This window comes from Candidatus Halobonum tyrrellensis G22 (assembly GCF_000495475.1).
In the GTDB taxonomy this organism is placed as follows: domain Archaea; phylum Halobacteriota; class Halobacteria; order Halobacteriales; family Haloferacaceae; genus Halobonum; species Halobonum tyrrellense.
Map to the genome: position 1 here is coordinate 158,255 of NZ_ASGZ01000013.1, position 7,023 is coordinate 165,277.

Sequence of the window (7,023 nt, forward strand, 5' to 3'; positions counted from 1 at the left end):
CCGAATCGACGGTGGATGAACACGTCGAACTATCATAACATTTTTCATCCCGAATATGCTACCGTGTGGTATGCCATCGCCCAGTAAAGGCAGCGATAGCGGCGCGCGTCGCAGGTTTCTCTCCCGCCGAGGGCTGATCCGGTCGGGGATGGCCGGGGCGGCCGGCGGGTCGATGCTCCTCGCCGGCTGTTCCGGCGACGGTGGGGGCGGTGACGGCGGGTCGACGGACGACACCGCCGGCGACGGATCGGCCGACACCACGACCGGCGGCGGCGAACCCGTCGTCGACTCGTTCGTCGAACCGATCACGGTGAACCCGACGAACTACCAGTACAACCACCTCAACCTCACGACGCCGTTCTCGCACGCGATGCAGAGCGACCAGCTCCAGCGCTACTTCATCGACAGCGAGGAGTTCGAGTCGTACGCGGTGTCGGTCGAGGAGTTCGGCGAGGGGAGCGCGGTGCTGAAGGTGCGCGACGGGCTGACGTGGCACAACGGCGACCCCGGCGACCCCGTCGACGCGGACGACCTGTACACCAAGCTCGTCACCGACGACATCGTGAGCGACTCGCTGTCGACGCTGTGGACCGATATCGAACGGACGGGCGACCGTTCGGTGGAACTCACGCTCGACGGCAACGTCAACCGGGACCTGTTCCGCGACGCACTCAACTACTACTGGCTGGAGACGCCCTACCGCATGTACCGCGACTACGTCGAGCGGTGGGAGGACGCCTCCAGCGAGGACACCCTCGCGAGCCTCCGCGAGGAGCTCCGGAACGACGCGTTCGAGGAGCCGAAGGGGAACGGCCCGTTCCAGTTCGAGGAGGTGACGGCCAACCGCCTCCGGATGAGCAAGTACGAACACCACCCGGACGCGGACAACATCAACTGGGAGTACTGGGACCTCGAACGCGTCTCGACCAACACGTCGAGCGTCCTACTGGGGATGGAAGTCGACGGCATCCGGAACTACACCGCCCCCGAGTCGGTCCGCAACGACAGACCCGACGCGCTCCAGGTGGCGTTTCTGCCCGCCCAGTGGGGCCACTCGCTGCCGTTCAACATGGACGACCCCGACTTCGGCAACATCCGGGTCCGACAGGCCATCGCGGAGTTCATCGACCGCGAGGCGTGTGCGACCAACTACGGCACGTTCGCCGCGCCCGTCGAGGCGCCCAGCGGGCTGGTCGGCAACATCGACGGCCAGAACGAGCCCACCGACCGGTGGACCAACAAGGTGTCCGACGAGATGGCCCAACAGCTCCACCGCTACCGCGACCCCGAGCGCGGCCGGCGGCTGCTCCGCGAGGAGGGGTACACCAAGGAAGACGGCCAGTGGCTGCGCCCCGACGGCTCGCGGCTGTCGATGCCGATCAAGGTGCCCGCGGGCTACACCGACTGGCACCCCGTCTACCAGACGATCGTCTCGAACCTCAAAGAGGAGGGGATCCAGTCGCGGATGGTCACCATCGAGGCGACCGCCTACTGGTCGAACCACTACCTCGCGGGCAACTTCCAGGCGGCGTCGACGGGGTGGACGCTCCAGCGGACCAGCCCCTACTACGTGTTCGACATGTACTACAACATCGACGCCTCGTTCATGAACTTCGAGCCGTCGACGCTGGAGGTGCCGCCGGTGGGCGAACCCGACGGCGAACTCCAGTCGGTCGACGTCGAGAGCCTGATGAGCGATCTGCTGGTCTCGTCGGGGGAGGAGAACACCGACCTCACCGACCAGTTGGCGTGGATCACCAACCAGTCGATCCCGATGCTCCCGATCCAGGAGATCAACGACCAGGTGTGGTTCACGACCGACGACTGGAACGTCCCGGCGCCCGACGACCCGCGCTATCAGTCGAAGTGGCCGCTGTGGTGGTTCCCCCGGAACGGGAATCTCACGGCCAAGACGGCCTGATCCGGCGGGTTCGGATCACGCCCGACGCCGCCGTCCGAGAAGGGACAACGAAACAACTATGCCGCGATACGATTGTAAACTCAACGATAGATGTACGCATTGAAACGAGTAGGACAGGCCGCGGTTACCTTGCTATCCGTGATCACCATCACGTTCGCGCTCATCCGGGCGCTCCCGGGCGGGCCGGGCGACGCCATCAGGGCACAGGTGATGCAGAGCGGCGGGTCGAGCAACGTCGACATGACCCAACTCAACGCGCTCGTCGAGTCGTACACCAACGTCGACCCCTCGACGCCGCTGTACGTCCAGTACTGGGACTACGTGACGAGCATCCTGCAGGGCGACCTCGGCCAGTCGATCTGGTACGGACGGCCGGTCAGCGAGATCATCGTCCAGGCGCTCCCGTGGACCGTACTCCTCCTCACCATCGCCATCCTCCTGACGTTCGCGATCGGCATCGTCCTCGGGGCGGCCATGGCGTACGCCGAGGGGACCGACTTCGACGTCGGGTCGACGGTGGTGTCGATGCTGTTGAACTCGGTGCCCTACTACATCGCGGCGATCCTACTGGTGTACTTCCTGTCGATCCAGTTCGGCGTCTTCCCCCAGTCGGGGAACGTCTCGTCGGGGCTGGAGCCGTCGTTGTCGCTGTCGTACGTCGGCGACGTGTTGTACCACGCCGTGCTCCCGGTCGCGTCGCTGGTGATCACGGGGTTCGGCGGGACGGCGATCACGATGCGCGGCAACGCGATCCAGGAGATCGGCGAGGACTACATCCGCGTGGCGCACCTCCGCGGCGTCCCCGGACGGCGGATCGCGGTCCGGTACGTCGGGCGGAACGCGATCCTCCCGATGTACACCCAGTTCATGATCTCGGTCGGATTCATGTTCGGGGGGTCGGTCATCCTCGAACAGATCTTCGCGTACCCAGGGCTGGGCTACTACCTGCTGGAGGCGATCAGCACGCGCGACTACCCGCTGATGATGGGCGGCTTCCTCGTCATCGCGGTGGCGGTGATGATCTGTGTGCTCATCGCCGACCTGACGTACAGTCGGATCGACCCCCGGATCAGCGACGACGACGCGAGGGAGGCGTACTAGATGTCCGAACGGAGTTCGACGTTCGGTCCCGCCGACGAGTCGGCCGCCGACGGGTCGGCGACCCAGTGGGAGGTGTACCGCGAGTGGTTCGACATCGCGGTGCTCACCCCGATGCGGGTCGCGTGGAGCGACTGGCGGACGCGGCTCGGGTCGCTGATCGTCCTGTTCTACCTGGTGTTGGCCGCGGTGGCGTGGGTGTCGGCCACAGACTGGGGCCCCACCATCGTCGCCACGCCCAGTTCCGGGCAGGGTCCCCGGCTGACCGGCGCGTTCCAGGACATGGCGTACCCGCTGGGGACGAACAACCTCGGCGAGAGCATCCTCTCGGCCATCGTCCACGCGACGCCGGCGATGATCCAGCTGATCGTGGCCGGAGCGGTGTTCTCGACGGTGCTGGCGACGCTGATCGGCGTCGTCTCGGGGTACAAGGGCGGCGCGGTCGACCGGGTGCTCACCACGGTCACCGACATCGCGATGACGCTTCCCGGCCTGCCGTTGATCATCCTGCTGGCGGCGATCCTCGAACCGCGCAACCCGGCCGTGATCGGGATCATCCTCACGATCAACGCGTGGGCGGGGCTGGCGCGGGCGATCCGCTCGCAGGTGCTGTCGCTCCGGGACGACTCGTACGTCGAGGCGTCGCGGGTGATGGGCGCGCCCGTCTCGCGCATCCTGAAAGACGACATCGTCCCCAACGTGATGCCGTTCGTGCTGATCAACTTCGTCAACTCCGCCCGCGGGGTGATCTTCGGGTCGGTCGCGCTGTACTTCCTCGGCATCCTGCCGTCGTCGAACCCCAACTGGGGGATCATGCTCAACAGCGCGTACACCAGCGGCGCCATCTACTCGCTCGACGTGCTCCACTGGCTGTTGATCCCGATGTTCGCGATCATCCTGCTGTCGTTCGGCCTCGTGCTGTTCGCACAGGGGACCGAGAAACTGTTCAACCCGCGCATCCGTGCGCGCCACGCCGAGTCCATCGAGGACGACACCGCACCCTACCAGGAGTAACCATGACGACGATGCAACCCACAGACGTCTCGACCGTCGAGGACCCGATCTTCGAGGTGCGTAACACCTCCGTGTCGTTCGACATGGCGCGGGGCGAATCGAACGTGCTCGACTCGGTGAGCATGGACGTCCGCCGCGGGGAGGTGCTCGGCGTCGTCGGCGAGAGCGGGTCGGGCAAGTCGATGTTCGCCTCCGCGCTGCTCGACGCGGTGGTCGACCCGGGGATGGTCACCGGCGACATCACCTTCCACCCCGAGTCGGGCGAACCGGTCGAGATCCTCGGCCTGCCCGAAGACGAGATCAAACGCATCCGCTGGGAGCAGATCGCGATGGTGTTCCAGGGCGCGATGTCGTCGTTCAACCCGACGATGACGGTCGGCGCCCACTTCGAGGAGACGCTGTCGGTCCACGACCGCCCGGTCGAGGCGGGGATGGACCGCGCGCGCGACCTGCTGTCGGAACTGTACCTCGAACCCGCGCAGGTACTCGGCTCGTACCCGCACGAACTGTCGGGCGGGATGAAACAGCGCGCGCTCATCGCGTTGGCACTCGTGCTCGACCCGGAGGTGCTGGTGATGGACGAGCCGACGGCCGCCCTCGACCTGCTGATGCAGCGGAACATCATCGAACTGATCAAACAGATCGCCGCCGAACGCGACCTCACCATCGTGTTCATCACCCACGACCTCCCGCTGGTGGCGAACCTGGCCGACAGGCTCGCGGTGCTGTACGCGTTCGAGTTCGTCGAGGTCGGCCCGGCGTACGAGGTGTTGACCGGCGCGAAACACCCCTACACCCGGGCACTGTTGAACTCGACACCCAACCTCGACACCCCGCGCGAGGAGATGCAGCCCATCGCGGGGGCGGCGCCCGACCCGGTGTCGGTGCCCGACGGCTGTTCGTACCACCCGCGGTGTCCGCTCGCGGACGAGCGGTGCGTCGAGGAGGACCCTCCGCTCGACGCCGACGACCCGGCGGACGACCACGCGGCGGCGTGTCACTACGTGGAGCGGGTGCGAGAGGAGATCCCCCTCACGCTCCAGGAGGTGCGGCGTCATGAGTAGCGAGGGCGGGAGCGACGACCACGTCGTCTCGCTCCGGGACGTCGAGGTGCACTTCGAGTCTGACTCCGGGCTGTTCGGCTTCGGCGGCGACGCGGACGTGGTGAAGGCCGTCGACGGGGTCAGCCTCGACGTGCCGGAGAACGACATCGTCGCGCTGGTGGGCGAGTCGGGCTGCGGCAAGACCACGCTGGGCAAGACGGCGATCGGCGTCCAGCGGCCGACCGGCGGGAGCGTCCACTACGAGGGCCAGGACGTCTGGAAGGCGAAGGACCGCGAGGGCGACGTGTCGATCCCCCACGAGGAGATCCGGCAGTCGCTCCAGATCATCCACCAGGACCCCGGCGCGTCGCTGAACCCGAACAAGACGGTCCAGCACACGCTGTCGGCCCCGCTCCGGATCCGCAAGCCCGGCATGGACACGTTCGAGCGGCGCGACCGGATCCACGAGATGCTCTCGCGGGTCGGGATGGAGCCGCCGGACGACTACGCCAAGCGCTTCCCCCACCAGCTGTCGGGCGGCGAGAAACAGCGCGTCGCACTGATCCGCGCGCTGTTGATGAACCCCGACCTGATCTTGGCCGACGAGGCGGTGAGCGCGCTCGACGTGAGCCTCCGGATCGACATGATGGACCTGATGCTCGAACTCCAAGACGAGTTCGGCACCTCGTTTCTGTTCATCAGCCACAACCTCTCGAACGCGAGCTACATCGCGGGCAAGGCCGACGGCCGGATCGGGATCATGTACCTCGGCGAACTGGTCGAGATCGGACCGATCGACGAGGTGCTCGGCAACCCCCAGCACCCGTACACGCGGGCGCTGATGTGGGCGACCCCCAACCTCGACCCCGACATCGAGGACCCGCCCGACTCGCCGCTCCGCCGGATCGACGTGCCGGACCCGCGGAACCCACCGAGCGGCTGCCGCTTCCACACCCGGTGTCCGGAGGCCCGGGAGGTGTGTACGACCGAGTCGCCCGACCTGTACGCCGACGGGGCGTCCGACGCCGAGGCGGCGTGTTTCCGCGTGCTCGACGACCACGAGTACTGGGACAGCCCCGAGTTGGACGAGGAGGGCGACGACCGCACCGACCTGGTCGACGAGAGCGACCACGGCGGCCTCGCCGACGGGGCGGCCGAGTAGCGGTCCCGCATGTCGTCGCGACCCCGGAACCCGGAGCGAACCACGAGCGAGGTCGTCTTCCGTATCGTGTTGGTGCTGTCGGCCACGCTCGCGGTGTTGGTGCTCGCGGTGTTCCCGTTTCAACGGCCCGGGACCGGAAGCTGGGTGGTCTCGGTCCTCGCGCTGTGCGTTCAGGCGCTGCTCATCGCCGTGGCCGGGGTGGGGCTGTACCTCGGCTGGCAGCCGCTCCGCGCGTTCGACTGACGGGCGCGCGGAACGCGCGAGCGCGGAGCCTTACGTCTCTCGGCTGCGAGAAGAATCGGAAAAACGGCGCCGCCGACGGACGGTCGACCCGTCTCAGTAGCCGTCGTAGACCGTCTTCTCGATCGTGTAGAATTCGAGCCCCTCGTCGCCCTGCTCGCGCCACGTCTCCGACGACGACCGCTTGAACCCACCGAACGGCACGTGCAGTTCCAGCCCCGTCGTCTTCTCGTTCACCTTCGCCACACCCGCCTCGATGTCGTCGATGAACCGATTCGCCTCCGTGTGGTCGTCCGTCACGATCGACGCCGAGAGTCCGTACTCGACGCCGTTCGCCACGTCCATCGCCTCCTCGAAGTCGCTCACCTTCAACACCGCCACCACCGGCCCGAACACTTCCTCCTGGGCGATCCGCATCTCCGGCTCTACCTCCGTGAACACCGTCGGCTCCACGAAGAACCCCTCGCCGAGATCCGGTTCACCGCCGCCCGTCGCCAGCGTCGCGCCTTCGGTTTCGGCGACGTCGACGTACTCGAGCGTCGAGT

The 7,023-nt window shown here is 66.9% G+C and carries 7 protein-coding genes; 6 read left to right on the forward strand and 1 reads right to left on the reverse strand.

All coding sequences use genetic code 11. The features are described from left to right. Positions 1-70: 70 nt before the first annotated feature. The 6 genes from K933_RS05030 to K933_RS05055 all read left to right on the forward strand — a co-directional run bounded on the left by K933_RS05030 (position 71) and on the right by K933_RS05055 (position 6,481). Positions 71-1,921 carry an ABC transporter substrate-binding protein gene (locus K933_RS05030; RefSeq protein WP_200862287.1) on the forward strand — a complete coding sequence of 617 codons (1,851 nt, stop codon included), beginning with the start codon at positions 71-73 and terminating at the stop codon, positions 1,919-1,921. Positions 1,922-2,011: 90 nt separating this feature from the next. Further along, complete coding sequence (locus K933_RS05035) at positions 2,012-3,022, forward strand: ABC transporter permease subunit (protein ID WP_049947607.1); 1,011 nt, start codon at positions 2,012-2,014, stop codon at positions 3,020-3,022. Beyond that, entirely contained in the window at positions 3,023-4,033 is a 1,011-nt protein-coding gene (locus K933_RS05040; protein WP_023393607.1) for an ABC transporter permease, read from the forward strand. 11 nt (positions 4,034-4,044) lie between these two features. After that, positions 4,045-5,097: an ABC transporter ATP-binding protein gene (locus K933_RS05045; RefSeq protein ID WP_049947617.1), complete on the forward strand. Its 1,053-nt coding sequence runs from the start codon at positions 4,045-4,047 to the stop codon at positions 5,095-5,097. Further along, positions 5,090-6,238: an oligopeptide/dipeptide ABC transporter ATP-binding protein gene (locus tag K933_RS05050; protein ID WP_023393609.1), complete on the forward strand. Its 1,149-nt coding sequence runs from the start codon at positions 5,090-5,092 to the stop codon at positions 6,236-6,238. The genes K933_RS05045 and K933_RS05050 overlap by 8 nt, the downstream gene beginning before the upstream one ends. Before the next feature lie 9 nt (positions 6,239-6,247). Continuing rightward, positions 6,248-6,481 carry a hypothetical protein gene (locus K933_RS05055; RefSeq protein WP_023393610.1) on the forward strand — a complete coding sequence of 78 codons (234 nt, stop codon included), beginning with the start codon at positions 6,248-6,250 and terminating at the stop codon, positions 6,479-6,481. Between the two features lie 93 nt (positions 6,482-6,574). On the opposite strand, the gene K933_RS05060 is transcribed toward K933_RS05055, so the two are convergent. Continuing rightward, positions 6,575-7,023: aldehyde dehydrogenase family protein (locus tag K933_RS05060; protein WP_023393611.1), on the reverse strand; the 449-nt coding region annotated here is incomplete at its 5' end.

What these genes read in the sequence shown, in the direction of transcription:
- K933_RS05040 (WP_023393607.1), top strand. Translation starts at nt 3,023, where the DNA reads ATGTCCGAACGGAGTTCGACGTTCGGTCCCGCCGACGAGTCGGCCGCC.
- K933_RS05055 (WP_023393610.1), top strand. Translation starts at nt 6,248, where the DNA reads ATGTCGTCGCGACCCCGGAACCCGGAGCGAACCACGAGCGAGGTCGTC.
- K933_RS05050 (WP_023393609.1), top strand. Translation starts at nt 5,090, where the DNA reads ATGAGTAGCGAGGGCGGGAGCGACGACCACGTCGTCTCGCTCCGGGAC.
- K933_RS05045 (WP_049947617.1), top strand. Translation starts at nt 4,045, where the DNA reads ATGCAACCCACAGACGTCTCGACCGTCGAGGACCCGATCTTCGAGGTG.
- K933_RS05035 (WP_049947607.1), top strand. Translation starts at nt 2,012, where the DNA reads ATGTACGCATTGAAACGAGTAGGACAGGCCGCGGTTACCTTGCTATCC.
- K933_RS05030 (WP_200862287.1), top strand. Translation starts at nt 71, where the DNA reads ATGCCATCGCCCAGTAAAGGCAGCGATAGCGGCGCGCGTCGCAGGTTT.